At 41.9% G+C, this 24,580-nt stretch carries 20 protein-coding genes; 2 read left to right on the top strand and 18 right to left on the bottom strand.

The genetic code is table 11. The features are described from left to right. Position 1 precedes the first annotated feature (1 nt). The 5 genes from M1F25_RS01975 to M1F25_RS01955 form a co-directional block, all read right to left on the bottom strand. The gene (locus M1F25_RS01975; protein ID WP_232368717.1) at positions 2-739 is read right to left on the bottom strand and encodes a molecular chaperone; all 738 of its coding nucleotides are present in this window, start codon (positions 737-739) and stop codon (positions 2-4) included. Positions 740-753: 14 nt separating this feature from the next. Beyond that, positions 754-3,306: a fimbria/pilus outer membrane usher protein gene (locus M1F25_RS01970; protein ID WP_181489167.1), complete on the bottom strand. Its 2,553-nt coding sequence runs from the start codon at positions 3,304-3,306 to the stop codon at positions 754-756. Between the two features lie 88 nt (positions 3,307-3,394). After that, positions 3,395-3,973 (bottom strand): fimbrial protein, encoded by a 579-nt coding sequence (locus M1F25_RS01965; RefSeq protein WP_096864581.1) that lies wholly within the window; start codon positions 3,971-3,973, stop codon positions 3,395-3,397. Positions 3,974-4,036: 63 nt separating this feature from the next. Then, on the bottom strand, positions 4,037-4,624 hold the full coding sequence (locus M1F25_RS01960; RefSeq protein ID WP_004261070.1) for a fimbrial protein: 588 nt from the start codon (positions 4,622-4,624) through the stop codon (positions 4,037-4,039). Between the two features lie 161 nt (positions 4,625-4,785). Then, positions 4,786-5,115 carry a helix-turn-helix domain-containing protein gene (locus M1F25_RS01955; RefSeq protein WP_036958338.1) on the bottom strand — a complete coding sequence of 110 codons (330 nt, stop codon included), beginning with the start codon at positions 5,113-5,115 and terminating at the stop codon, positions 4,786-4,788. Positions 5,116-5,736: 621 nt separating this feature from the next. On the opposite strand from M1F25_RS01955, the gene M1F25_RS01950 reads away from it, so the two are divergent. Further along, complete coding sequence (locus tag M1F25_RS01950) at positions 5,737-6,357, top strand: flavin reductase family protein (protein ID WP_112307398.1); 621 nt, start codon at positions 5,737-5,739, stop codon at positions 6,355-6,357. A gap of 56 nt (positions 6,358-6,413) precedes the next feature. On the opposite strand, the gene M1F25_RS01945 is transcribed toward M1F25_RS01950, so the two are convergent. From M1F25_RS01945 to M1F25_RS01895, 11 genes are all read right to left on the bottom strand, one after another. Then, positions 6,414-6,926: an AAA family ATPase gene (locus tag M1F25_RS01945; RefSeq protein ID WP_004261079.1), complete on the bottom strand. Its 513-nt coding sequence runs from the start codon at positions 6,924-6,926 to the stop codon at positions 6,414-6,416. Between the two features lie 251 nt (positions 6,927-7,177). Continuing rightward, the gene (locus M1F25_RS01940; RefSeq protein ID WP_094961437.1) at positions 7,178-8,824 is read right to left on the bottom strand and encodes a Na+/H+ antiporter; all 1,647 of its coding nucleotides are present in this window, start codon (positions 8,822-8,824) and stop codon (positions 7,178-7,180) included. A 267-nt stretch (positions 8,825-9,091) separates the two neighbouring features. Continuing rightward, positions 9,092-9,640, bottom strand: coding sequence for a MarR family winged helix-turn-helix transcriptional regulator (locus tag M1F25_RS01935; RefSeq protein WP_004261083.1), 549 nt, complete (start codon positions 9,638-9,640; stop codon positions 9,092-9,094). Positions 9,641-9,719: 79 nt separating this feature from the next. Then, the gene (locus M1F25_RS01930; protein ID WP_094961439.1) at positions 9,720-10,475 is read right to left on the bottom strand and encodes an Asp/Glu racemase; all 756 of its coding nucleotides are present in this window, start codon (positions 10,473-10,475) and stop codon (positions 9,720-9,722) included. Then, entirely contained in the window at positions 10,472-11,503 is a 1,032-nt protein-coding gene (locus M1F25_RS01925; RefSeq protein ID WP_181489165.1) for a carbon-nitrogen hydrolase family protein, read from the bottom strand. The genes M1F25_RS01930 and M1F25_RS01925 overlap by 4 nt, the downstream gene beginning before the upstream one ends. Before the next feature lie 9 nt (positions 11,504-11,512). Then, positions 11,513-12,424, bottom strand: coding sequence for a fumarylacetoacetate hydrolase family protein (locus M1F25_RS01920; RefSeq protein ID WP_094961441.1), 912 nt, complete (start codon positions 12,422-12,424; stop codon positions 11,513-11,515). 100 nt (positions 12,425-12,524) lie between these two features. Then, positions 12,525-13,652, bottom strand: coding sequence for a cupin domain-containing protein (locus tag M1F25_RS01915; RefSeq protein WP_004261095.1), 1,128 nt, complete (start codon positions 13,650-13,652; stop codon positions 12,525-12,527). Positions 13,653-13,681: 29 nt separating this feature from the next. Then, positions 13,682-15,979 carry a bifunctional salicylyl-CoA 5-hydroxylase/oxidoreductase gene (locus tag M1F25_RS01910; protein WP_181489163.1) on the bottom strand — a complete coding sequence of 766 codons (2,298 nt, stop codon included), beginning with the start codon at positions 15,977-15,979 and terminating at the stop codon, positions 13,682-13,684. A gap of 16 nt (positions 15,980-15,995) precedes the next feature. Further along, a complete protein-coding gene (locus M1F25_RS01905) occupies positions 15,996-16,418 on the bottom strand; it encodes an acyl-CoA thioesterase (RefSeq protein ID WP_181489161.1) in 423 nt (140 codons plus the stop codon). 10 nt (positions 16,419-16,428) lie between these two features. Beyond that, a complete protein-coding gene (locus M1F25_RS01900) occupies positions 16,429-17,958 on the bottom strand; it encodes an indolepyruvate oxidoreductase subunit beta family protein (RefSeq protein ID WP_181489159.1) in 1,530 nt (509 codons plus the stop codon). Positions 17,959-17,967: 9 nt separating this feature from the next. Continuing rightward, positions 17,968-20,166 (bottom strand): indolepyruvate ferredoxin oxidoreductase subunit alpha, encoded by a 2,199-nt coding sequence (locus M1F25_RS01895; protein ID WP_094961459.1) that lies wholly within the window; start codon positions 20,164-20,166, stop codon positions 17,968-17,970. A gap of 744 nt (positions 20,167-20,910) precedes the next feature. Here M1F25_RS01895 and M1F25_RS01890 point away from each other — a divergent pair. Then, on the top strand, positions 20,911-21,918 hold the full coding sequence (locus M1F25_RS01890; RefSeq protein WP_036958341.1) for an AraC family transcriptional regulator: 1,008 nt from the start codon (positions 20,911-20,913) through the stop codon (positions 21,916-21,918). Positions 21,919-21,998: 80 nt separating this feature from the next. Here the strand turns inward: M1F25_RS01890 and M1F25_RS01885 are convergent, their stop codons facing one another. After that, complete coding sequence (locus tag M1F25_RS01885) at positions 21,999-22,895, bottom strand: transporter (protein WP_136134386.1); 897 nt, start codon at positions 22,893-22,895, stop codon at positions 21,999-22,001. 70 nt (positions 22,896-22,965) lie between these two features. Further along, the gene (locus tag M1F25_RS01880) at positions 22,966-24,579 is read right to left on the bottom strand and encodes a phytoene desaturase family protein (protein ID WP_181489157.1); all 1,614 of its coding nucleotides are present in this window, start codon (positions 24,577-24,579) and stop codon (positions 22,966-22,968) included. Between the last annotated feature and the right edge of the window lies 1 nt (position 24,580).

Genomic DNA, 24,580 nt, shown 5'->3' with positions numbered 1-24,580 from the left:
ACTAACGTTCATCCACCACTGTGCAAACGTCTTGTTGGCAATGAAAAGCCAAAGTCGGTTTTCCGCCATAATCGTTGATATAGGTTAAATGAGGTCTTGTTAGTGGCTGGGAAATAAACTCTTGAGTCGATTTAGGCGGCACCATCACCACTTCAAATTGGCTTTGTTCCGACTGTTTTTGGTTATTACCTAAGCCAATAACCGTCAAATTGAAAGGCGTTGAATTATTGAGCTGATACCCTTTATTCGTTTTCATTAATGTGACCTTATGTGCCCAGTTTGTTTCTGACTTGGCTAAAATGGACGGAGGTCGATAAAAAAGCTTCACTCGCGATTGCAAAGCAATTTGTAAGGTATTCGCATCATGAGATTTAGGCGGGACTTCTCGCAAATTAAAATAAAATACGGATTCCCTATCTTGCGGTAACTGACTAAATAAAGGCGTCAGACTCAAGCGAACTAAGCTTTGGCTATTCGGCTCTACGCGTTGTAGTGGCGGCGTGGCCAATAACGCTCCTTTTGTTAGCTTCTTACCTTGTTGGTCTTCAATCCAACTTTGTGCGAGATACGCCTCTTCTGGGTTATCATTAGTTATCTTGATATTAATCGATTTCACATCCCCAGGAAAAATAATCCGAGTTCGATCCAGGGTCACTGCTGCGTAGGTATTAAATGATAATATAGGTATGACAAGCAGTACTCTCACAATCCATTGATAACAAATATCTAACTTCCACATAATTAGCCTCACAATCATTTACTTGATGATGAATAAACTGAACGGACCGCTTTGGCTGAAGAGCATGGCAGCAACAACAAATCCGTAAGCTCATTTAATTTTTCAGGTAGAGATAACTCGCACTGTGGCTGGTTATTCCAATACAACGACAACTTTTCTTGAGGTGATACCCCCACTAGCCACGTCACACCGCCTTCACCCACTAGCCCTACTTCTTGGTTATTTTTATTACGTACACTGGCGCCAAAAGGTGGGTGCTTTCCATCTGACAAAGCAAAAACAACAAATAATTTATGCCCCTTCATCACCGATAAGCTGCGATAGCCTATGGCACCTTTGGTTAACGTAATATCTGTCGAGGGTTCGAGGCTTTCGATATCATCGGGTAACTGGCTGGTATTAATTGAAGCTGTTGATTTTCGATAACTATTCACATTGGGAATAACAGCCAACCCAAATGCATTGGTTTTAATCACCCCATTATCGAGAGGAATACCGCTCACGTCGGGGGTTTCAACCATAAGTCGTGTACCACCGTGCGCTGATCGGTGCAATGCCGCCCCTTTCGAGGTTAATGTAAGCCCGCCATTGATTGACCCGCCAATGCTGTGGTATTGATCAGGCACATAGCTCGCATTTATAGATGTACTTGCTTGAGAGATATCTCGTGAATAAAAGCCACTCAAACTCACTTGATTATCAATATGTTGGCCGTGGTTATAACCAACGTTGATATTGTAATTATCTTGTTCCCCATAACCGCTATAGCCAACCTGATGATTAAATTGATTATTACCCGCTGACCGTGAGTAGAGTTCAGAAAATGTGATGCTATGCCCGCGAAATAACGGTACTGTGAGATATAGGTTAATTGCATCATCTTCATTGCCATTGTCTCGTTCAGTACGAGTTGCTGATAATGATAAATTTGCGGCATTCTGGGACAGAAGAGGAAAATTTAAAGGCGCATTAATGTATAAACCGTATTGCGTTTGTGAGTCGTGCTGCCAATAAGTACTATATTGATAATTAAGAGAAATATTAAAATCATCAAAATATTTATTTAAATATAATTGATAATTTTCTTTTGCTGCCTGAGTACCATAACCTATTCTCTCTTCATCCATAAATTGCGTTAGTGTTCGGTATTCTTTGTCGGCAAAACGGTAGCCTGCAAAGGTAATATCTGTGCGTAGCTCATCGAAAGATTTTGCGTAATTAACGCGATAAGAGCGGCCTTGGCGTCTTTTATCTGAAAAATCGGCAAAAGATTGTGTGATATCAAAAGAAACCGCGCCTATTGAAAAAAGATCCCGTCCGATCCCTAATGCTGCACTTTGGTAATAACCATTAAGTTGAGTTCCTCCATATAATGACCATGCATTTGAAACACCATATGATAATTCACCACTTACAACAGGCTCACCTGTCAAATGCCGATTGTCATAACGCGTCTTTCCCATTGCGACTTTATAAATAACGCGTCCGGGACGTGTTAAATAAGGTAACGAAGCTGTACTAAGACTAAACTTGCTCTCCTCCCCATTTTCTTCACGCACAGTCACATCTAATACACCACGGATCCCACTATCAAGTGTTTGAATACGAAATGGTCCAGGAGGCACTGCCGTTTCAGAAATAATGCGTTCTTGGCTGCGAACAATTACAATCGCATTAGTATTTGCAACACCAATAATTTCAGGTGCATACCCCACTAATTTAGGCGGTAGCATGCGGTCATCACTTTCTAAAGAAAAACCAGTATATTGCCAAGATTCAAAGATATCCGAATAAAAATAATTTTCTCCCAACGTAAAGATTGAGGCACTATCTTTCAATGAAGTAAATGCATAAAGACGAGTAAAATCAAAGTTATGTTTTTCTTGAGGATAATCACCCCGTTGCTTCTGATAAGATGTACTGTAATCACCACGTAGGCGCCAAGCCCCCCAATTTACCCCAGTGATTCCATTACTTGATAAATAGATTTGCCGATTACTATTCGTTTCTTTGGTTGCAGAAATATTCGCATTGTAATCAATAAATGCGCCACCTATTCCTTCTTCCCATAAATTAGCAGGAACCCAGTAAGGGTCGCGATATTCCATCCATATTTGCGGAATAGTCATTTTCAGCGATAAGGTGCTGAGCTCTATGGCTGTTTGAACGCCTGATAGCGCAGAAAAATCGAGGCATTTTCCACTATGAGAAAGTGTCACTTTCTCCATCGCAGAACGCTTTAATCCGATTAACTCAAGGATATCAGGAGGAATACAAATAGTTTGTGTCGCTTGGGTTGATTCACCTGCAATTGGCTTATTTTCATAAACGGAGATATTGCGGGGTGCCCCTAAACGTTGCCCATTAACAAAGAGAGTAAAAACATAATCCCCCGGTAGCGTATACCCTACTACCGAAAACTGGCTCATATCAATATTTTGCATATCATCTGCATCTAAAACATCTGTATTAAATTCAGTTGCAAATGCTTTCCATCCTATAAAACTCGGTAACAGAAAAGCAATGAGCCAAGCTAGCTTCAATTTTTCGTTAGTTTTGAACACCATGCTCTATACCATCCTAGCTATACCAGATTAAATGCAATAAGAGTTCATCTTCAAAATGAAGCTCATAAAAACATATTCTTCGTGCGTGTTATTGGTAATCGATGAAAAAGCGGATCAGCCCGTAATAACGGCCCGCTTGAATCGGCTGTCCGGTTAATTCCAAACGTAAGAAATAGCGAAGGAAAAGGCTGTATCCTGATTTATCTTGATACAACACATTGTCAGATAATGAATAAACCTTATTAGGCTGTAATCGTATTTTTGAATTGTCTAATACCGATACGCCTAGCCCTTCGGAAGCACCTTGTAGCGTAAAAGCATCAATATATTGCGCACGTTGGCCGACAAAGCGTATTTTCCATGTTTTTAGGTCAATGGTTGAATAAGCACTACCACAATCTTGTAGCTCAATAATAAAAGGCTGGTCATGCATTTCTCTTTGCAAGCTATTTGACAAAAAAGCGAGAGCCAAAGAAGAAAAATCAATAGTTTGATAGCGATTTTTCAACGTTATTGAACACGGCGCATCGATAACACTGCCTTTAAGTAATGTTCTTGCATTGACGTTGTAGGGCTTAATAATTTTGGGGTCTGCATATGAGTGAATACTAAAAATAAGCATTATCGACAAGACTATTATATTCATAACCCTTTGATAACTAACCATGCCCCCCCCCTCTAGCGAATCAATATTTAACCACCAGTCAATTCTGGCGGTTAAACCATTTAGTTATTGATAAGTAATACGAAAGTTTGTTACTGCGCTGAACTTACCTTCCGATACACTTTTCGTTGTATCAACAGCTTTTGCTAACGCTTTGAAAGATAATACGTTATCTCCTTTTTTATTGATGATACGTGAAAGCACATCTTTAGCTTTTCCAAACTCAAATCCATCAATACCAATTCCTACATTGTTGGTATTACCCGCAGAGGTAGAAAGTAAAGTATTTGCGGCATCCGCATAGCTTTGCCCTGTAAACACTAATTCCATTGATTTAACAGCAATAGGTTTTCCAGCTGTATCAATATCAAAGTCAGTGAAATCACACCCAGTAAATTCAATATTAAATTTCACCTCAGCCACGCGACCATTTTCCAATGCTCGACGAGATAATTGTCCAAAATCAATAACTTGCTTTAGTGAGGATTGCGCTATATTACAAGGAGTACTAACAACGACACCTTCGAAATCAACTGTACCTGTGTTGTCGGCAGCAGAATTTGTTGAAAAAATACCAGCTATTAATGCAGTAAAAATAAATAACCGAGATGATTTTGATAAATAGGGTGCAATATTTAATTTGGTAAATTGCATATATTTTTCCTTTCAATTAAAAAATTAAACTACAATAAATACGCCATTAAATATTCAATAGCGTAAATCTAATTTCGATATTTAATTCAATTAAAGAGGACATAAAACTAAGCATCACCATATGAGTGATTTTTTACTCCAACCACATACCCAATTGAAAATTATCTTTTTTTTGATTCCCCATAATAGTAGAAAAGTGATCTTTCGATGAGATTAAAAAATTCATTTTGTATTCTTATATCTGCAATTTCATTCGAATGATTCACTAGGACTTTGAAAAAAAATTCTAACCAATTTCTTTCTAATACGCCCAAAAGAGTATTCAATACTTCAACATTAATACCGGTTTCCCCTCTCTCATAACGAGAAACCTGTTGTTGACTTATTTTTAGTATTTTAGCTAGTTGGTACCCTGTTAATGATTTATCAATTCTGGCTTGTCTTAAAAATAATCCAACATCCCGACGTAATAACGCATTTGTTTTTATCATATTAATTCCAATGAATAAAACTCCCATTTGAAATTTTAAATGACTCGTTACGAACTTAAGAATCAGTTTGTTTTTACATCTAATAAAAATAGAGAATAATTTAATTTAAATATAGGTTTATTAATTAATTCTGTAAATACGTTTGTATCGATCGAACTTATATAATTTGATAGCTATTTCCTATTAAATTATATAACCCATGTAATATAACTTAGATGAACACACAATAAATATTAAAAATCAAAAGGTTAAAAACAAATAAATCAAGATAATAGCAAGGCGGATTAATTAAATATAAAAATATTAACATGCAGAAAATAACGAAATTAAAAGAATAAATTAAAGCTTATAATTAAAATAAATCAATCCACTGGATTTACACAAAAATAGAGTTAAGCAATAAAGTCAATACTAAAACTCATAAATAAAATAAAGATAATCATCAATTACTATTTAATTTAATATTATTATATTAAGTTACATCCTCAAACGTTAATATAAGAAAAATTAAAAATAAAATATCCACTTACTGCATTCTTTATGCATTAATAGCATTTATTATTTAAATACCTAACACCTTGTTCAAATATCCGTTAAAGTAATGTTAAAAAGGACTCCAAAATGATAGCAAAGTTTTATAGTTACCAACCACAGCAGGGTCACGGGCTACCCCATGACCCTATCCCATCACTCATTGGTCCTAGACCTATTGGTTGGATATCAACCTGTGATAGTAAAGGTAGAACCAATCTAGCTCCTTATAGTTTTTTCAATATTTTCAATTATTCACCACCTATATTGGCCTTTTCGAGTGTTGGTAAAAAAGATTCAGTAACTAATGCCATCGAAACAGGGGAGTTTGTTTATAACCTTGCTACGCTTTCACTCGGTGAACACGTAAATATGAGTAGTGCCACACTCGCACATGGTGAAAGCGAATTTGCATTAACGGGGCTATCCCCCCTCCCTTCAACACTCGTTTCACCGCCCCGTATCGCTCAAACACCCGTTTCAATGGAATGTGTTGTCACGCAATATCAGCAACTTAAACGGGCGGATGGGCAACTATTGGATACTTGGATGGTGATGGGAGAAGTCGTCATGGTGCATATTGATGAATCAGCCTTGAATAATGGCTTATATGATTGTGCTAGCCAGAAACCACTATTGCGTGCTGGAGGGCCAGCTGATTACTATTGGATTGAACAGCAGCAAAACCTCAAAATGTATCGACCTAAGTGACCATAAATCTGAGTAATAAGTCTCCTCCATAAGTTTATTACTCAGATATGTTACCTTTATGGATAAAATTTACAGATTAACCGCTCACTACTTGTTGGATAAGAAAAATGTGCCGTAATTAAATCAAACTGCGTTTCAGATGTTTGAAATGGGTTTTCCCCTGCTAAATTACGAGCAACAAGCCTTGCCTTACACTCATCATTACTTACCTGCAATACATGAAATACATAAGATACATCAGATGATTGCGCCAAAGACATTAACCATTGACGCTGTATTGGTGTGTTGGCAGGAAAATCCATCACGATATTATTCCCAGCCTGTATTAATTGCCTAATATGGTCTTCCAATACCTGTTTTACTAAAGCACTTTTTTCGACATAGTGAGCCAATTCATTAATTTCATTAGGATAAAGGGCGGCAAGCCATTCATCTTCACAGAGCAAAATAGTACGAGGGAGGTTAGCCAGTTGTTTCGCTAATGTCGATTTCCCAGAAGCGATTTTCCCACAAAGAAAATGCAAACGAGGTTGTTTTTTTAATAATGGAGATGCTTCTGTTAAATTCATAAATAGTTCCTTACTGAAGAATTAACCAGATAAGGACAAAAAACCCGCCTTATCTGGCGGGTTTAGGATGTAGCTTATCCCCACCACTATGTGATGGTAATAATAATGCTTAAGCTTGCTACAACCTGTGACATATAAATTTCCTAAATTGAATTGTAACCAACCTATCAGAACTCAATACAAGCCGTCAAATTCAGTTGAATTACAATAACAAAAGACCTGAATAAATTCAGGTCTTTTGTTTTCGCTAATTAATGTTTACCATTTTTATGGTGATTCAGTGTCTCTTCTTTTAAATCAAGTTCATCACGTAAACGGTGATACACCCTTTCATTGATATTTTTACTTTTACGCATTTGATATAACGCGTCGCGTTTCGCTTTTAACGCCGACTTAGACATTTCGCGTTCCATATTAATCATCTTATGTAAATCATAGACATCTGACTCAGTTTCATCCGAATTATCGAGTCGTCTGCCATAAATTTCTAATAGTTGCGCCCCAACTTCAGTACGCATAGCAATTTCATCCACATCATCCGATGGGTGGTTCATTAATTCACGTAAATGTGCCATCGCGGCTTCATTTAAAGCTAAACGCGCTCGAATTTCGTCATTATCATAAGGTAAATCTTGTACTAACCCTTTCGTTAAAATAGGCAGTGCGATACTGGCAATTAATAGTGAGCATAAAATCACCCCCATCGCTAAGAAAATAGCCACGTCACGATTCGGGAATAATGAACCATCTGGCATCAATAAAGGTAACGTTAAAATACCCGCTAACGTAATCGCTCCGCGCACACCCGCTGTCGCCATTACTGCCATCATACGAATATGCATAACATCTGCTTCTTTACCGCGACGGCGTTTATGGAAGACGGTTAAAGTCATCGAGATCCACACCCAGCTAAACCGTAAAACTGCCAATGCCACAGTAATAATTGCCACATAAACAAACAGCATCCAAGGATGGCTCGCACCCGCGGCCTCTGCTACAGCAGGCATATTTGTCCACATACCCGGTAACTGTTCACCTAACAAAATGAAAATCATCCCGTTCAACGCAGTTTGTACCGTATCCCACACCGCTTTACTTTGCATACGTGTAGCAGCTTGCATGCGACCTGCAATTTTTTCATAGTGCATCGCAATACCAGCAACTACTGCCGCTAAAATACCGGAAACATGCAAATGTTCAGCTAATAAATAAGCCGTAAATGGCATCAGTAAGCTGATCATAATTTGAATTGCAGGTTCTTCCCCAGTACGCTTAACGAGCAGTTGGTTTAACCAGCCAATTGCCCAAGCCACCAGCAAACCAATTAAAATTCCGCCAAATGCCACTAATACAAATTGCCCAGCCGCTGAAGCAAGGGAAAATGTACCTGTTAACGCAGCGACCACTGCAAAACTAAAGCACACCAGACCCGTTGCATCATTCAACAATGACTCCCCTTCCAAAATATGCGCCATTCGAGATGGCAATGGGGAATTGACAGTCATGGCAGACACGGAAACGGGATCCGTTGGCGATAAAATGGCTGCTAACGCAAAGGCAACAGCTAAAGAAATGGCTGGGATTAACCAATGTATAAAGAAGCCCATACCAATCACTGTTACAACCACTAAACCTATGGCTAGCGACATGATCGGTTTAATTTCTTGAAATAAGGCTTCTTTAGGAATACGCCATCCATCAAGGAATAATAAAGGAGGAATAAATAAAAATAGAAATAGATGAGGTTCAAATTCAACTGTAAAACCGTATAAAGACAAGCCAGCCCCTAGTGCTATCTGGATCAGGGGTAATGGAATAATATCTTTGAGCAGTCGTGAAACAAAAACGCTCACAACAACGGCTAATAAAAAAACGAGTACAAGTGTCACTACTGACATTGATTGCTCCATGTTTAGCTAATCATTAATTATCAGTTATGAAGTAAATAGATAAAATGAATCAATGTAAAGTGGCAATTAATCAATCGATACAAAAATAATAAAATTAAGAAATAGCCTATCTATCATCAGGTTGCAAAAATTACTACTGACTTAAATGCCCCATAAGAAACTTATTTATCTATTTGATAAATAAATATTTAAACGCAATATCAATAATAAGTTATGTATTGCCATCAAAAATAGAACTAAACCATCATTAATCGACTATTTTGTTGTTTCTTTAGATAAATTTAGGCTACCTGATTTTTTTCTTTTTAGCTTTTTTTCATTATTTTTATCGGAAGTGCTTTTATCTGCAGTATTGGTGTTTTCTATACTATGCCGCTCAATTAATTCTTGTAGCACTTGCTTAAGAATCTTACTTTTACGTAGCCCCAAGGGAGCTAAAACAACTTCTTCGTGTTGCTGAGCTGCAATAAGTAAACCATCAACTAGTGACATTCCACTTGATGTCACACTGACAAGTGTTATGCGCTTATCACTACCATTATGGTTACTGTGGCGAACCACGTGCCCTTGCTGTTCTAGCCGTTGTAGTACGCGAGTAATTGTCGGTTGTTTACTGACTGTTTTTTGTGAGAGCTCTGTAATCCCCATCGAGCCATTACCTGCTAGTGTGGATAACACTCTCCACTCTAATATTGACAAACCTTTTTCTTCAACAATGGCATGAAACTCAGATGAAACCAACATCCAAGCCTGCCCCAATAGGGCAGGCAAATAATTATCAACAAAAACCTTTGAGTTTGCCATTCGCTCCCCTTGATAACATCTTGAATTATTGCATTTGATTACAACCCCTCAAGAGTAGCAGAAGTCGGCGATAATTCAGCTAAAACTTTCCACTTAGCAATGAACCAAACCCATCAACACGAGTTTCTAAACCCAACTTTTTTAACATCATATAGGTCGTCGCCACCGAAGAAGACAGTACAGGTAAACCAACTCGGTCTTCAATTAATTGTATTGAGGGTAGCGAAGGCATTTGCACACATGCAGAAGCCACAATTGCATCTACTTGGGTATTGAGTTTTTTCGTAATTTCCACTGGTGCTAATGGGTTTTGCCGGCCCACATCTAAATTATCTGGAATTTCCAATGAAATACTATCTACCACTTCAATGCCTTCACTTTCGATATAATCAATCACTAACTGCGTCAACGGCTTCATATAAGGCGTTAAAATAGACACTTTTTTAGCGCCCATTACATGTAAGCCGTCAACTAATGCCCCAGCGCTAGTCACTATAGGTGCTGGATGGCCGTTATCTACCGTACGTTGAAACAAACGTTTTTCTGAAATGCGATGATAACCTTTCCCCATGCTCATAATCGCAACTAAACAGGCATATCCCAGCACATCAACCGCAGCATCTGACAATTCAATAGCGCAGCGGTCACTATCGGAGTCCATTTTTGCCAGCTCCTCTTTGGTAACTTTTTGCATACGCATACGGCTTGAATGAAAGGTAAAGCGCTCCGCAAACAGAGCTTCTCTTGCCCGTAATATAGCTGGAATTTCTGTTTCCATTGTGGTATTTGATGACGGGACAATCTGCCCAATACGATATGTACGTGCTAAACTCATATCTCTCTCTCCCCAAATGACTCACCTGATTCTGGAAATACATTTAAAGCTTCATCTTCTTGCCCATTACCGTGAAAACGTGCTGCCGTTAATGGCCGGCGGTTCACCTGTAAATCAAAGATATCAAAACGGTTATAATGCCCTGTAATATCATGCATTTGTCGTGGTTGAATACAGCGATTTAAATCAATTTCACCGTAAACAATCCCTTCTTTGTCAACCAATGGTTCGCCTACAACTCGTCCATCAGGCCCGATAATTCCTGAGAAAGCGCTATTTGGCCGAGCCAGTATCTCACGTGCTTCTGGGTGAGTTGCAGACATTGCATCCATAATCTCTTCTGACACTCTCGAACAGGAAACAATCGTAAAAACTTTGCCTTCGAAACAGTGGGCAGATGCGCGTAAACGAATCGCTTCGGCCATGTCATAGTCTTTTGGTGCAACGGGTAAGGCGATATAGCTCGCAATATGGACTAACTCGCCTTGCGCCAATAGAGCAAAACGCGCCAATGTATTGGTGTTTTCCCCACAGGCCAATGCCCCAAGAGGCCCAATACTGGTTTGATGAACTTTTAGTGAAGAGGCATCTCCATTTGCCCACGTCAGTTTTTCTGCCCATGTTGGGACTAATTTACGATGGCGTCCCAGAATTCTTCCTTCATCAGAAATCGTCACTAATGTATTATATAACGTAGCGATTCCATTAGGGTCCCGCTCATTCACACCAATTACAACATTGATGTGGTGGCGTGCGGCAGCTTGAGCAATTTTTTGTATTTCAGGCCCTGGGACTTCAATGGCAGATTTGCACAGTTTTTCAAACCATGGACTGCCATCTATCGGGTTCATCACCCAACTCCAATAAGGGTAACCAGAAATAAAAACCTCTGGAAATGCAACCAATTTCGCTCCGTTATCCGCCGCCTCTTCAATTAAACGACAAACTTTATCTACCGTAGCATTGGTATCGAGAAACACCGGAGCGGCTTGTACCGCAGCGGCTTTAAACGTCTGCAAATTAAGCATACTTCCCCCTTAAACGGCGACAACTGGATGGCGCAATTCACCAATATTCTCAACATATGCTTCAATCACATCCCCCGGCCAGACCCATTCTTGAGGTGTTCTTCCCGCCCCTACCCCTTCAGGAGTGCCTGTTGCAATAATGTCACCTGGTTCTAATGTGATCCCTTGGCTAATATCTTCAATCAATGTATTCACATTAAATAGCATGTGGCGTGTATTTGAGGATTGTTTGGTTACACCATTCACCTTCAAGCTTAAATCTAAGGTATGAGGATCTGGAACCTCATCAGCAGTGACAATGCATGGCCCAAATGGTGCATAGGTATCTTGCCCTTTAGAATAAATCCATTGCCCAGCACGGCGGCAATCACGCGCACTCATATCAATCATCAAGCTGTAGCCAAACACATAATTAAGAGCATCTTTTGCCGCGACACTTTTCGCACGAGTGCCAATAATCACCGCCAACTCCACTTCCCAGTCTAATTGTTGGGTAATTTTGGCGTTATGTTCAATGGCATCTCCCGGCCCAATCACTGTGGTTGGGGGCTTAGAAAAGATAACGGGTTGTTTTGGAAGATCTTTTGAGGTGTCTAATGTACGGCTGGATTCCGCCACGTGTTCAACATAGTTTAAGCCAATACCAAAAATATTTTTACGTGGGCGAGGTATCGGCGCCAAAATTTTCACATTTTGTACAGGCCACGCAGTCCCTGCTGGGAATTGCCCTTGATATGTATTCAGAAGTTCTGTACCAACACGCACACCTTGTGGGCCTAAATCGATAAAGTCCAACATATTATCAGGCAAGTACAGCTCTTGCTCTTGTGCCAGAAGGGCTAAATCCACTACTTGTTGATTAACAACTGCTCCTAAACGGGCTGCCGCGGTCACATCAGAACGATAAGTTATTAAGCGCATTTTCTTTCTCCTTGAATGAGGTGATTGCCTCACTCACTTCTTCACGTAAATTGGAATAATAAAATTATTTATATTAATCAATAAGAAATATAATACTCACCTAGGTAACGACTTTCTGGTGACCGTCATTTTCTACTAGAGCCTCTTCATAATAGAGCCCCAAAGAGTGCATTACGGGTAAATCATTAAAGCAAAACAAACAAGCATCTTCGGTTTGTGAGGTATTCACATGTTCATGGAACATCCACGATGGCACACAGAAAATATCACGCTCTTGCCAATCAAAGCGTTGCCCATTGATCACGGAGTACCCTTGCCCTTTCGCTACTTGATAAATAAAACTTCCCGTATGGCGATGAGCTTTACCAACAAAGCCCGGACGCAGTAATTGCATACTCGCTCCAATGGTTGGCATCACAGGTCCTCCTGTGAGCGGGTTAGTGTAGTGCATCAAAACATCATCAAATACTGAGCCATCCGCTGCCTTCGCTGCACGGCACAACGCCTCGTAGGTTGGCCCCCATTGGTATTTAAATAATGGTGAATAAGGTTTATCCCAGCCGATATCGTGAGGACGTAATGCGGTTCCTCCCCACATACCAACGGGGTAATCGATAGGTCGTGTTTGTGCTTGATGCAAGTCAGGATGCACTTTGTAAAACCCAGCTTCCATGGCATTGACTAACGGGATATCTAATCCATCTTGCCAGATACAAGGTAAACCATCTTCCGCAACGCCGTGTTCATGCCATGTCCCATTCGGCGTCAGTACAAAGTCGTTGGCTTCTAGCATCATTTTTTGCCCTTCGACAATGGTATATGCCCCACGCCCTTCCATAATAAAACGCAATGCTGAGGATGAGTGGGCATGAGCCGAAGCGGCTTCTCCCGGATGCATGACTTGTAAACCTGAGTATAGCCAACCTACTGCAGCAGCCACTTCTTGGCGGCCGGGATTATTCAGATAGATCACGCGACGCCCCGCTTTTTCTGGGGTCACCAGTTCAACTGAGCGCAACACATGTTCGCGTAAATCACGGTAGCGCCACAACACAGGAACTGAGCTTGATTTGGGTTGCCACGGTTCAATCTTGTTTGCGACCGTCCATAATGCACCTGTCTTCAACGCATCTAGTTCTTGGTAATACGCCACTAGCTCAGGGGTATCTGCCACATCGGCACGCCCTGCCACATTTTCTCGGTATTGGTCATGGGAGTGTGTACTCATGCTATTTTCCTCTTTGTTTGCCAAAGCCTTTAACGCGACTTCAAGGATTGAACGAGTTGCTGACGCCCATATTCATACGGTGCCGGCCAACGAGTTTCCCACCCATAACGCGCACATTCATGTAAGACCCATGCAGGGTCAGAAAGTAATGGCCGAGATAAAGCACATAAATCCGCCCGCCCAGCGGCAATAATGCTGTTGACTTGGTCAGCATCAGTAATAGCACCTACGGCAATAACCGGTATTCCAGCTTCATTACGAATACGGTCTGCCATTGGTGTTTGGTACATCCGACCATAGACCGGTTGCTGTTGCGGTGACACTTCACCTGAAGAGCAGTCAATCATATCTGCGCCCGCTTGCTTCATTGCACGGCCAATTTCCACCGCGTCATCAACCGTAGTCCCGCCATCCACCCAATCCGTCGATGAAATACGTACACTCAAAGGTTTTGACCACACCTGACGCACAGCACTAATGACAGCTAACGGAAAACGTAAGCGATTTTCTAACGTTCTACCGTAGTTATCTGTACGCTGATTAGTTAATGGAGAAATAAAGCTCGACAGCAAATAACCGTGCCCGGCTTGCAGTTCAAGCCAGTCAAAACCAGCCGTTTCTGCTCGTTTTGCTGCCGCAACAAATTGGTCAATCACCGTAGTCATTTGTGCCTCGGATAGCTCTACCGGAATTTGTGAGATATTCGGTAAATAAGGCAACGCTGAAGCAGAAACTAACGGCCAGTTATCTGCATCTATTGGGTGATTTTCTTTCTCCCACCCTCGCTGAGTTGAACCACGGCGCCCTGCATGGCCTAATTGAATGCCAATTTTGGCATCCGTTTTTTGATGAATAAAATCAGTCACACGTTGCCAAGCAGTAACTTGCTCGTCATTCCAAATACCGACACAGCCTTTTGTCACACAGGCATCGGGGGCTATAGCCGTCATTTCAGTCATCACTAGACCCACACCACCTAATGCGCGGCTTCCCAGATGTACCAAATGAAAATCATCGGGTATACCCTGATTAGCGCAATACAACAATGTTGGTGACGCGACCACGCGGTTATTAAGAGTGATACCTCGTACATGATAAGGTGTCAGCATAGGGGGCACTTTTGCCTTTGAAGTCACACCTGTTTGTTCCGCAAACCACTGCTCATAGTTTTCCAACCATACAGCATCACGCACGCGCAAATTTTCATGAGATATACGCTGTGAACGCGTTAAGAGAGAGTAGGCAAATTGCTCTGGCGCTAAATTTTCATAACGACAGACATTTTCAAACCATTCTGTCGAATTGCGTGCCGCATTCTGAATTTTCAGTACTTCGACACTGCGAACCTTCTGGTAATGCACAAGCCCTTTACGTAAATCACCCCCTGAAGTTTTCAAGCTTTCACACAGCTCAATAGCATCTTCTAGTGCTAATTTAGTCCCAGAACCAATAGAGAAATGGGCGGTATGTGCCGCGTCACCCATTAAGACCACAGGAACGTCTTTACCTTGAGTGGGCTGCGTCCAATGCACCCAATTTTCACAAATGACCCGAGGAAAGCGGATCCAAATTGCGGCACCACGTAAATGCGCTGCGTTAGCAATCAGTTTTTCACCATCAAGCCACGGCGCAAATAGTTTTTCACAATAAGCGATGCCATCCTCTTGAGACATTTGGTCAATACCGGCTTTAAGCCAAGTTTCTTCCGTCGTCTCCACAATAAAGGTCGATAACCCTTCTTGAAATTGGTAGGCATGAACTTGAAACCATCCATGCTCATTTTTGGCGAATAAGAAGGTAAAGGCGTCAAAAATCTTCTTTGTACCTAGCCAAACAAAACGGCAACGACGTGGGTCAATATCGGGTTTAAATACGTTTTCATAACGCGTACGCACCGTACTATTAATGCCATCAGAGGCGATAAGCAAATCAGCTTGGTACTCGCGAGCAATAGCTTGGTCATCCGTTACTTGGGTTTCGAACACTAACTCCACACCTAACTCCACACAGCGGTCTTGTAATATATTGAGTAACTTTTTACGCCCAATGCCAATAAACCCGTGGCCACCACTGCGGTTACATACACCTTTAAAGTGCACATCAATATCATCCCAGTGGCTAAATTCCGCAGAAATAGTTTCAGCAGAAACAGGGTCCGCTTGGCGTAAATTACTGAGCGTGGCATCAGAAAATACCACCCCCCAACCAAAAGTGTCATAAGGGCGATTACGTTCCACCACCACTACACGGTTTTGCGGGTTTTCTAATTTCATCAGCAACCCGAAATAAAGCCCTGCGGGACCACCGCCAATACACACGATATTCATGGAATTTCTCCTTTGCTTACACTGGTTGCTGAGCAGTTAGTGCCTGATACAAGGCATCTGGGATAGGGATTGCTTGATGCGTTTCTAATGATGTTGTGACATAGGTTTGCGTCACTTGCATGCGCAGTACTCCATCAACACTGACACAGCGTTGATGTAACGTCAGAGACTTGCGACCAATACGCTGTACATGTAGCTCTAACATCACGTTATCCCCCATTTTGCTAATGGCCTTGAACTCCGCTTCTAGGTGTACTGTCGGCAAGCCAAAGCGTTGTTCCATGATGTAACCCGCAAAGCCTTGAGGGACTAATTCATCAACCCAACGTTCAAGTAAATTGTTAAACATCACGAAATACTGGGGGTAAAACACAATCCCTGCGGGGTCACACTCCGAAAAGTGAATTTTATGTGGCTTAGTAAATGTCAGTAAACTCATGATGTTATCCTTAATTCATAGCTAAACGTTGACGGCATTTTTCCAATTCTTTCCCATGTTCATCAGCCAATGCGGCTTCACGCAGTTCACGTAAATTAATGGGGGTGAGTTTGTTACCTTGCTGCGCAACGATGTCCATTAAGATTTTAAAATTACGCAACCCTCTCGCATGAGTGTCGCTATACCCCTTAACCACGCGTTGGCATTCGGTAATTTCGGTTGCAAGTGCAGGGTTAGCTTTCGCTGCTTTAATTACAGCAGCTAACCACTTTTCAATGCGCTGCGTTTCTAGTTGATAACGTAACGTCGAACGTCGGCCTTTTCGCCATGCGGCTAATAGATACAACTGTAAAAAACCTAATAAAGAACTGGTAGTGATCGTGCGCCCCTTTTCGGTCATTTTGCGAAGCGCTTTGTGTAACCAATGTGGACGCATTAACCAACGACCTAAATTTTTGGGAAGCGTTTCGCAAATTTCTTCAATTCTTGGATGCATAAATTCATTGATCTCCAATAATTGATTATCTTTTGCCTGTACTTCATTGCGAACGCGAGAAAAGCGGCTATCACGAATTTTAAGATCAGCCACTCGGATGGTGTCTTCATAGGACATCCAAAGGGCTAAGTGGCGCGCAAGCGCACGTTGCAAACGCTCATCTTGCCCGCCATCTTGCGCAAAGAGGTTATTGAGGCGATCCAAATATAAAGTGGCATAGGCAGGGTCTTGGTAGTCTATAAGTCGGCGAGTCCCTTCAGTCACGAGATACTGCACATGAGGAGAGAATTCATGTTGGATACGAGCTAATAGTTGCGATACCTGCTTATTTTTTGGTGAATATACGGTGTTCTTTGTGGACTCCGGCTGATATGCATCTTCGGGTTTAGTCGCTTTTTCTGCTCCTAATGTAAACGCTCGCAAGCTTGGCTTTACGCCAACACCTCCACGTACAATCGTTTCTTCAAATTGTGCGCGGCTAAATGGCAAAACACCGGAACCAAACAGTGCACCAAATAAAACAGCACTAATCACACTGCCACTTTCTTGTGCTGCTTGTGCCATATCAAAGTGAATAAACTGACGCGCAGATGCAGCAGTGTGGCGAATTAATGCTTGGCTATCGACTCGCCCATCACCCATGGCTGATTTTTCCGCGATAGAGTAAACGCGGTGTGTTGAACTGATCAATGTTGTGCGCTCTGGAGTAACAAAGCCACGCTGCACTGCTCTGCCTGCTTCCATTAACTCAGAGGCCAAAACAACATCAACATCACCGGGCATCGGCATAAGAGCTAATACAGGAGAAGGGGTTTGTGGGTTATCAGCACCTGGGAATAATTCCACATAATAAATTGTTGCCCCCGTGCGCTGTGCCACGCCAGGCACTGAAGTCGTTTGAGCAAAATAACCGTTTTCTTCACCTAGGTTGACAACCCAGTCGGCAAGGACTCCACCGCCTTCGCCGCCCATGGCTAAAATGGCAATTTTAATCGGCTGTAATGCGACTTTTGTTGATGGTAATGCAGTTGATAAAGAATTCATGCATCCCCCTTAGAAACTAAATTGTTCACGACGACGTGCGTCACGACGCTGTAAATAGCCAATAAACCAACCGCGTACACGATGGCGCAATTTGTCCCAACCATTAGGGTTAGTAATAATTTGAGCTTTAAAAAAAGAAGGGCACAAGACAGCAGCGTGAGAGACTTCACCACATAGCCCACAACCGACACAGCTATCCATCACTGTTGCAACCGGGTCTGTTCTTAATGGGTCTTGGCTTGGTTTAATTGATAAAGACGGGCAACCAGATAAACGAATACAAGAGTGATCCCCGGTACAGGTATCAGGGTCGACACCAAAACGCTCACGTACCACTCGTTTGCCTGCGGCAACATCACTACGCACTTTTTTCTTTTCGCGGCGTTGTTTGTTCAACATACATTCGCTTTGCGCAATCAGAACCTTGGGCCCTTGCTCATCGGTTGTTAAAGCTTCACGTAACGTATTTGTCATGGTTTTTAAGTCATAGGTGTGTTTAATGGTTTTCACCCAATTAACACCCACCCCTTTCACCGCTTTTTCAATTTCATGACCAGTACTACGGGTTGGATTCAACGCTGTCGAAGAGAGAATATCTTGCCCTCCTGTCGCAGAGGTATAGCTGTTATCAACCACAATAGTTAAGTTATCGCTACGGTTAAAAACACTATTGGCAATACCACTGGTTAAACCGTTATGCCAGAACCCCCCATCTCCCATCACTGAAATCGCGCGTTTCCCAGCCTTTGCATTCAAAGCCGCAGCCCCTGCGCCTCCTAGCCCATAGCCCATGGTGGTATTCCCCAAATTAAAGGGCGGTAGAATAGAAAATAAATGACAGCCGATATCCGCACTCACATGATGTTCGCCTAATTCACGCTCCACCAACTTCATCGCAGTAAAAATAGGCCTTTCGGGGCAACCTGTGCAAAACCCTGGTGGGCGCGCATGGACAGATTCATCTAATGTTGGCTCTGCTGCATTCACGTATTCAGGTAAAGATTCTTCAGATTTTTGAGTGGCAATATTAATCGTTGGAATACGAATCTGTTTTGCAGCCGCTTTGACTTGTGGAGCTATCTTTCCATAGCATTCAAAAAACGAACGTAAACCCGCAAGCACTGTTGCAGTATTATATTCCCCCGCCATTGGCAGCATATCCTTACCATGCAGGGCAATATCAATCTTGCGTTGACGCAAAATATTCGCCACATTTTGCTCAACAAAATTTGGCTGGCCTTCTTCCAAAACTAGAATGGCTTTTTTATGACGACAAAAGCGTTCAAATTCATCGTCAATCAATGGATAAGCCACATTCATCACATATAAAGGAATTTGGCTATTACCAAAAACATCCGCTAGCCCTAGCTGATTTAATGCGCGGATCAGCGTGTTGTAACAACCGCCTTGTAGCGCAATTCCAACATCATCCGAGTCTTCTGAAAAAAATTCATTTAACTCATGTTGTTGAATAAATTTAATTGCAGCGGGCCAGCGAGCTTCAATTTTTTCTTTTTCATGTAAGAAACTAGCAGGGGGTAATACTATGCGACTGACGTCTCGAGTTGGGTTCTCAAGCGCATCTTTGACGGTAAATTTAGGGCGCTGATTATCTGCGCAAACAAATTGCCCGTGAACGTGACAAGAACGAATACGCATTTGTAACATAACGGGTGTATTACTGGCTTCAGAGAGCTCAAAACCATCTTTCACGGCTTGAACGATAGACGGTAAATTGGGCCGAGGGTCAAGCAACCACATCTGCGATTTCATCGCAAAAGCATGGCTACGCTCTTGCATAATAGAAGAGCCCTCACCATAGTCTTCACCAACAATAATTAAAGCACCACCTAACACACCACCCGAAGCTAAGTTAGCTAAGGCATCAGATGCGACATTCGTCCCCACTGTTGCTTTAAAAGTCACAGCTCCACGTAGTGGATAATTAACTGAGGCTGCTAAGGTTGCCGCTGCAGTTGCTTCACTTGCGCTATTTTCAAAGCGAATACCATATTCAGATAAAATATCTTGTGCGTCAGCAAGGACATCCATCAAATGGGAGATAGGAGCACCTTGATATCCCGCAACATAAGATACACCCGACTCTAATAGCGCTTTTGTAACAGCAAGGATCCCTTCACCACTGAAGGTTTCACCTTGCCCTTGCCGTAATTTTTGAACTTCTTGTACAAACGATCGCTCAGCCATTTTAACCTCACCAATCAACATCAGAACGTTTTTATCTTTTTTGTGTTTATTATTTGTATATCTTTTGTTAATAACAGGTCAATCCATGATTAATCATGTAAATTAGATTTATGCAGAGAGTGGATAAGGCTTGCAGATAAGGGACAAATAGTGAGTTAAAACAACTAGAAAATTAGTTTTTCCGCCAAATAGCGTAGAAAAAAAAGATCAATAAAATAAATAAAAAATACTGAATAGCATGTTTAAATAGAAAATAGGCCTCACAAAAGCAAACAAATCAGAAAAAAACATCGCCATAAAATAATTAATTAGAGCATTACATTAATTAAATAAGAAAAAGATAGGTAAACATAAAATTTAATATGAAAAATCATATATATTTTACTGTTATTGAAATAAAAATAACTTTATTTTTTATATTGTTATCGCTATCACAACAACCGCATAGTTTCTATTTTTTTGCAGTTTTAGGATAGTTTCTGCATGTTTTTATCTAGGTAAGAAAATTTGTTTATGTTATGTTCAACTCATGACTAGTTAAAAAATAGTCAATAAAATGTTAACAAAAAGGAAGGCTTCATTTGACTTAAATGGAAAGCATTCCTCCCTAATATAATAAGTCATTGCAAAATATTATAATAAATTGAATTTACTGAGAAAAACACATAACAAGCAATATTAGTCGGGCCCTATTTTGGTTATTCTATAAAGCAGGGCTGGCAAATCATTTTGGAGGAACCTCCGATGTTGAGCAACTCGTGGTCCCATTCATCTGCATCTCAGATTGAAAATCAGCTCTGTTCTTCAGAGCGTTTATTATTTACCTCAGCTGACCCTGAAGAGATTAAATCGATGGTTGGTCGAGTCATGAAGCCACATCAATTTAACTTACTTAATCCACATCAACGCCTTGATGCTCGTATGCACTATATTCCTATGGGGGATATTTCTCTAAGCCGTTTACGCTATGGTGCCGATGTCTCCATTATTCCAGGGCAACTACAGGACTTTTTTTTGGTTCAAATGCCTCTATCAGGTACAGCAGTCATCGAAAGTGGTGGAAAATGTATTGAATCAACTCCTCAGATGGCCTCACTTCTTAGCCCTGAAGAATCAACAATAATGCGTTGGAATAGCGATAACGATCAATTTATGTTACGTATTTCCCGTTCTTTACTCGAAAGATCCTTAGTAGGCCAACTAGGGCATACTTTAGATAAACCGTTAGTTTTTGAGTTGGGTTTTGCTTGGCAATCTTGCATTGCATGGCGCACTTTAATGAATTACCTGATTGAATGCGCAACTCGCGCGCCCGATCTCTTACAACATAAATTGATCACGACTCAAGTTGAACAATTGGTTTCTGTCACTTTACTTTCTACCCAAGGCCATAATTATATCGAAGACTCAGGCATGCGAAGGTCAACAATTCGTCCTCGTCACGTACGCAGAGTGCAAGAATATTTAGAAGCACACGCCCATGAACCTATCACTGTTGAGCAGCTAGCTCATATTGCAGGCGTCAGCTTACGCAGTTTATATGCTGGTTTTAAAGAGTTCTTAGATATCAGCCCAATGCAGTATCTACGTGATTTACGGATGGAACGTGTTCGAGCAGAGCTCCTTTCAGGGGAAGCAACTAGCGTCACTGGGGTAGCTTTACGTTGGGGATTTGCCCATATGGGTCGCTTTAGTGCAGATTACAAACAACGCTATGGTGAAACTCCAAGTCAGAGTATGAAAAAAGCCTAAATTCCCAATCATCACTTTCTTAGAAATACCCCCCATATTGTTATGTAATACCAATATGGGGTTTTGATATACAAACGTGTTTAAAAAGGTATCGATGCCTTCAAATAAATTTGGGAACCTTCTGGACGGTTTCTGACTTCAAAATCCTTTTCCCATTTAGCAGTAAATAGCCACCCTTGCGGGTTAGCATAGCGAATTGAAGGCCCAATAGAATAGGCTCGAGCTTTTCCTTGAGCTGAATTTGGTCCGCTATCATCTGTCGTTTGCCAAAATGCATAGCCCCCAATACCTGCCACCCAACCATTGCCGAACCCCCAACCTAGTGCATAATCAGCGTGAAATGCTTGCCCTGAACGTGTTTTCGTATCGTTATTGCGGAAGTTAAAGTCATACATCATCTTCAAATCCGCATTTACACCAACAGGTGGAATATAACTGATTGCCCAAACTGGTTGCAGCGCCCAATAATTCTTACCTAAACTTGATGGGTCTGTTTTGCTGTATTTACCTGTTGGAGCATACGCATCTAGCCCAACCACATAATGCAAATCGGCTGATGGATGAAACCCTAATGCGGGGCCAAATGTAATATCACCGAGGCCGCGGCTGGTATCTTTTTGCCCCGCCGCTTTTGCAGTCACATCCAATAGTGGCACAATCGTATGAAAAGCCAGATCACCACCAAAGACTTTTTGATCAGTTACCCAAATAAGTCGAGGAGCGAGTACGTTCACATTGACGCTAAACCCCGGAACAGGGATCTTATCGCCTTTGTTATCGCGAATACTGTCATAATGTGCATTTCCACCATACACCAGTACATGTACCCCTTGCGGTGGCAATGCACCTGACATAAAGTTTTCTAGCCCATCGGGGTATACCCCTAAACCGCCACCTTCGGTGGCAATCGCACCAAACGAAAGTATGCTGAGACACGAACCTGCTACAAGCTTACCGATTGTTGTTTTTTTCATCATGTTTCCTGCCATAGTGGGTTGCTTACTGTGTGTGCTTTACCTGTTAAGTCACAAATCCTTTGCTGATTTATTATGTCCTGCGTTTGACTGCTAATTTTTGTGCAACAAGGTAACCTGAACCACCACCTAAACCCGGACCGGGGTGGGTTGAGGCGCCAATATGAAAAAGGTTTTTGACTGCGGTTTGATGCGTTTTCGTCTGGCCAGTCGCAGCAAAAGGCCGCAACCAGAAGAACTGATCAGGTGAACAAGTTCCTGAATAAGGGTCACCACCAACAAGGTTACAGTTATAATTTTCTAGGTCGGCGGGAGAAATTGCCTTGCGTCCCACTATCAAATTAGAAAAGCCTGGCATTACCAGCTCTAAACGCTGTTGAATTCGATCTGCAACAGCCTCTCGCACTTGCTCATCCCAACCCCCGTCATCCGGTACTGAAATTTCACCAGCAGAATCCCCCTTTAACACTCGAGGCAACTCTTGCATTTGGATCCATAAGATCCACCCTCCTTCTGGGGCTCGACTGGGATCGAGCGCGGTAGGTTGGCCAATACCAAATGTCGGTTTATCTGGTAAATAACCATTATTTGCCTGTGTCACCGATAAACACACTTGCTCCATGCTTTCAGTGAAATGAACCAGTGGTACATTTAACAGTTCAGGATTACACCAAGGGGGAGGGGCGCTTAAAGCAAAATGAATTTGCATCCCCGCACGCCCATAACGGTAACCTCTCGCTTTTTCCCTCACTTGCAGTGAAGTATTTTCGAGTAATGCCCCATACAGCTGCGTTGGGGTAACGTTACAAACTACGCTTTCAGACGCAGCAATGATTTGCCCATTCGCCATCACTCCTGTTGCTCGTTGGTTTCTCCCCTCACCTATAGTGATGATTTTTTCAACATTCATACCCGTTTTTAGCTGGCCACCATGCACTTCAATAACCTTCGCAAAAGCCTCCACGATACGAGCACTGCCGCCTTTCACCACTGGCATACCACCAGCCACCACCGCCGCAAAGGTTAATTTCCCAATTAATGCAGAACTGGCTTCATCCGGCCCAAGTCCGGTATGTAATACCCATGGCGCCATCAAAGCTCGGCTAAAGTCGTGCTGTAATTCACGTTCTGACCAACGGCGAAAGCTTTCTATTCCTGCTTTTGCAAAATCAAGCAAGCCATCGACTCCACGTTTTCGCCATTCTGAAAATAATAATTTCAGCATATTGGCGCTATATGGGTTTTGCCCTAATAGGCCAAATGTAAGCGCTGCATCTTGCGTAAATAGCTGTTCCGCCATCTTACGAAATGCAAGGCCATCCCCCGGAGCCAACTGGTCGAGTTGCTTAGCCGCTTCAGAAATATCCCGTTTTAACGCAATCGATTGACCATCCGGTTGCACTAACCCCGTTGAATAATCACATTGAGCAAATTCTAATCCATACTGCTTTAAATAGGGTTCGAGCTCTTGGTACCCAGGGCTACCAACAAATAAGGAGTACCAGCAAGAAAGTAAATCGTGGGTATAGCCCTCAAACAAATTCTCAGTGCGGATACAGCCCCCTAAGCGGTCATTTCGCTCAAGAACGAGGACGGATTTTCCACGTACTGCCAACAAGGCTGCACACATCAAGGAATTCATTCCACTGCCCACGACTATCACTTGAGGAGTTGAGCTTGCTGTCATA

The organism is Providencia sp. PROV109, assembly GCF_033681625.1.
Taxonomy (GTDB): Bacteria; Pseudomonadota; Gammaproteobacteria; order Enterobacterales; family Enterobacteriaceae; genus Providencia; species Providencia hangzhouensis.
This window is presented reverse-complemented; position numbering and strand designations above follow the sequence as displayed.

Coding starts and splice junctions, on each gene's coding strand:
- M1F25_RS01930 (WP_094961439.1), bottom strand. CDS start 10,475: ATGAGTTTAGCACGTACATATCGTATTGGGCAGATTGTCCCGTCATCA.
- M1F25_RS01955 (WP_036958338.1), bottom strand. CDS start 5,115: ATGATAAAAACAAATGCGTTATTACGTCGGGATGTTGGATTATTTTTA.
- M1F25_RS01910 (WP_181489163.1), bottom strand. CDS start 15,979: ATGAATATCGTGTGTATTGGCGGTGGTCCCGCAGGGCTTTATTTCGGG.
- M1F25_RS01945 (WP_004261079.1), bottom strand. CDS start 6,926: ATGAATTTAACAGAAGCATCTCCATTATTAAAAAAACAACCTCGTTTG.
- M1F25_RS01885 (WP_136134386.1), bottom strand. CDS start 22,895: ATGATGAAAAAAACAACAATCGGTAAGCTTGTAGCAGGTTCGTGTCTC.
- M1F25_RS01940 (WP_094961437.1), bottom strand. CDS start 8,824: ATGTCAGTAGTGACACTTGTACTCGTTTTTTTATTAGCCGTTGTTGTG.
- M1F25_RS01920 (WP_094961441.1), bottom strand. CDS start 12,424: ATGCGCTTAATAACTTATCGTTCTGATGTGACCGCGGCAGCCCGTTTA.
- M1F25_RS01895 (WP_094961459.1), bottom strand. CDS start 20,166: ATGGCTGAGCGATCGTTTGTACAAGAAGTTCAAAAATTACGGCAAGGG.
- M1F25_RS01900 (WP_181489159.1), bottom strand. CDS start 17,958: ATGAATTCTTTATCAACTGCATTACCATCAACAAAAGTCGCATTACAG.
- M1F25_RS01965 (WP_096864581.1), bottom strand. CDS start 3,973: ATGGTTAGTTATCAAAGGGTTATGAATATAATAGTCTTGTCGATAATG.
- M1F25_RS01925 (WP_181489165.1), bottom strand. CDS start 11,503: ATGCTTAATTTGCAGACGTTTAAAGCCGCTGCGGTACAAGCCGCTCCG.
- M1F25_RS01960 (WP_004261070.1), bottom strand. CDS start 4,624: ATGCAATTTACCAAATTAAATATTGCACCCTATTTATCAAAATCATCT.
- M1F25_RS01970 (WP_181489167.1), bottom strand. CDS start 3,306: ATGGTGTTCAAAACTAACGAAAAATTGAAGCTAGCTTGGCTCATTGCT.
- M1F25_RS01975 (WP_232368717.1), bottom strand. CDS start 739: ATGTGGAAGTTAGATATTTGTTATCAATGGATTGTGAGAGTACTGCTT.
- M1F25_RS01950 (WP_112307398.1), top strand. CDS start 5,737: ATGATAGCAAAGTTTTATAGTTACCAACCACAGCAGGGTCACGGGCTA.
- M1F25_RS01935 (WP_004261083.1), bottom strand. CDS start 9,640: ATGGCAAACTCAAAGGTTTTTGTTGATAATTATTTGCCTGCCCTATTG.
- M1F25_RS01905 (WP_181489161.1), bottom strand. CDS start 16,418: ATGAGTTTACTGACATTTACTAAGCCACATAAAATTCACTTTTCGGAG.
- M1F25_RS01880 (WP_181489157.1), bottom strand. CDS start 24,579: ATGACAGCAAGCTCAACTCCTCAAGTGATAGTCGTGGGCAGTGGAATG.
- M1F25_RS01890 (WP_036958341.1), top strand. CDS start 20,911: ATGTTGAGCAACTCGTGGTCCCATTCATCTGCATCTCAGATTGAAAAT.
- M1F25_RS01915 (WP_004261095.1), bottom strand. CDS start 13,652: ATGAGTACACACTCCCATGACCAATACCGAGAAAATGTGGCAGGGCGT.